At 32.1% G+C, this 2,691-nt stretch carries 3 protein-coding genes; all 3 read left to right on the forward strand.

Features of this window, described 5'->3' with window-relative positions; all coding sequences use genetic code 11:
* Nucleotides 1-87: 87 nt before the first annotated feature.
* The gene (locus tag DFR58_RS21520) at nucleotides 88-369 is read left to right on the forward strand and encodes a hypothetical protein (protein ID WP_114300505.1); all 282 of its coding nucleotides are present in this window, start codon (nucleotides 88-90) and stop codon (nucleotides 367-369) included.
* A gap of 379 nt (nucleotides 370-748) precedes the next feature.
* Nucleotides 749-2,230 (forward strand): hypothetical protein, encoded by a 1,482-nt coding sequence (locus DFR58_RS21525; RefSeq protein WP_114300506.1) that lies wholly within the window; start codon nucleotides 749-751, stop codon nucleotides 2,228-2,230.
* A gap of 134 nt (nucleotides 2,231-2,364) precedes the next feature.
* Nucleotides 2,365-2,691: transposase (locus tag DFR58_RS21530; protein ID WP_147273238.1), on the forward strand; the 327-nt coding region annotated here is incomplete at its 3' end.

A 2,691-nucleotide genomic window follows, 5' to 3' on the forward strand; every position in this document is an offset into this window, starting at 1 on the left:
ATCTAAAAGACAGTCACAACGTAAATATTGTATCATGCGTTGTACCTTCTTTCAAGGGTTGTACGATTTTGAAAGGAAAGTGATTTTATGATTATACGCCAATTAAAGCCAAGACAATATGAACATCTTCATAAGAATTTACTGAAGAAGGCACACGCAAAACCCCTAGAGGCCAGCTATACCGTGAATATGACAGTCAACGGCGTGGAATATGCGGTCAGGCTTCAGCCCGAGACACGATGCAGAATGGCAGTTTTGCAGGCACTCCGAATTGATAGAAGTAAGGACAAGCCTGATTTTGAGCTAATAACCAGAGGCAATATTCTGTTGTCATTGCTTGAAATGTTGATTTATCAGACTGTTAGGTAAAAAAAGGGTAGGGGACGCTTCTGTTTTTTTATGTAATAAATATCTTATTCAAGATAACAAAAAAACAGAAGCGTCAGACTGTGCTAAAACTCATTTGGGCGGTTATGCCAGCCCCACTTATGCGATTAAAATGGCTATCATTTGGGATTTGGTATCAAAAAACACTTAATTTTATTAAAAGTACTCCCACTTTCAATAAAGCCAATGGCATTTTTAGCTGTTTTAGCCCAGTCTGACGGCCCCAAATGTTTATCTCTTGGGGTCCGGCTCAGGGATGTTGTAAGCACGGAAACGTTAACCGAAATCACACGCAAGGCCTGACCACGTCTTGTGGCGGGGACAGATTATATAATTCGCTATTTAAAGGAGGGATGTTTTAATGATTTATGACCATTATGATACATTGAGCAATTTTGCTAGATATATAGACCATAAAGAAGTACCAAAAGAAGAAATAATAGAATATTTTACAAAAAATTATAACTTTGAAATACATTCCGATAGTGAAGATGATCTCAAACAAGAAATGATATTACTTCTTAATAATTTTATTTTTCTTATAAGTGAAGTGATTGATGATTTTGGAAAGGCTAGTAAAAATATTGAGGTTTGTGAAGAAGGACTGAAAAAAGCTAAAAAAGAAAGCTATGAGAATAGAAAGTATAAGCATTTCTCAAATATTAATAAAGAAGCAATAAGAGAAATTGATGAATACTTACGTAAAAAGATTACAAAGCACCTTAAGGAAAAAATGTCACGAAAGACATTAGTTTTTAAAGAAAGAAATTCTTTAGAGTTATTATTCGATAAAGGCAAGATAGATTTTAGATTTTTAAATGACTATTTTAATCCTGATTTTGACTTCGCTACATATATCAAATTTTTTAATATTTACTTAAGTGCTCATGAGATAAATGAAATTATAAACCTGAAGAGAAGTGACACGAAAAAATACAGAGAGTTGATCAATACTGTAATATTGGAGAAAGATCTAATTGTAAGGATTATAGATATTATAAATAATCATCATAGACTTGTTTTAAGGAAAGAAATATTTACTACAATTAAAGAGCTACATCAAAGTAAACAATATCAGTCCTTCGTCAATTTAGCAGTAATTCAAGTTGAGGGTCTTTTTTATGATCTGTGTTTAGAATTAAATGGTGGAGTTGCTGAGCAAAATATTGGTACGCTAGTAGAAAAAGTAGAAAAATCTTATAAATATAATAAATATCTGTATCATATGATTACACCTTATTATCTTTTTGAATTTCCTGAAATAAGAAATAAGGTAGCACATGATGGAATAATAAACGATATTAATTTAAAAGACCTTTCTAATGAGTTGATTTTGGATATATTTTGTATTGTACAACAAATTAATAGTCCGTCTCTTCCAATCAACAATGTAAAATGTTTGTTAGAAAAAATAGTAGCTAAAACTGGCATTGAAATAAATAAACAAGATAACTACGGAACAATTATTTATGAACTTTTTGGTTATTCTGGTTTTGCAATAAATGATGAGTATAATATCTATAAGCAAATTAAGAATCGAATTAAATACAAAAAAGTATATGAATTTTACTCTATAGGGAAAACTGATAATTTTGAAGGAATTAAATTAAATGTAGCAGTAGACCAGCTTATGGATGTTTTTGAAGACATAAGATTCTGGGATATAATAATTGAGCATTCTAACGGTTTTAATGGTAATGAATATGGTTTTAGATTATTAGATACGCTTGTTAAAGAATTTGTTAGTTGTTTTCAGAAAGATCATCCAGTTAAAAAAAAGTGTGTTGAAGCTGCAAAATTTTTAGACCAAGTAAGGAATAAATATATAGATAAAAGAGAGTAAAGATAATAACTCTTAAGGGGTAACTAGGGCAAAAGGGTAGGGGACGCTCCTGTTTATTTAAGCATTTTTAATGCATTAATCCAAATGGGATAGGCATAAGGCAAGCCGGAGACTGACTTCTCTTTCTGATATGTATGAAGCGGACTGCCGAAAAACTGAGGCATAAAACAGGAGCGTCCCCAATATATCCTGTTGATTATAGAACCAGTGAGAACAAGGAATTATACAGAATGCGCCAAACGATAGTGGAGCATCCATTTGGCACAATAAAAAGGGGATGGGGATTTTCGTATTTTCTGACCAGAGGCATAGAGTCAGTAAAAACGGAGACCTGCTTGGCTTTTTTAGCTTATAACCTGAAAAGAGTGATAAACATTGTCGGAACCAAGGAAATATTAAAGAGATTGAAAGGTTTAAAGGACTCTTTCAACCTCTCTAATGTACATACTGTAAATAATTGT

It is taken from the genome of Anaerobacterium chartisolvens, from assembly GCF_003337415.1.
Taxonomy (GTDB): domain Bacteria; phylum Bacillota; class Clostridia; order Acetivibrionales; family DSM-27016; genus Anaerobacterium; species Anaerobacterium chartisolvens.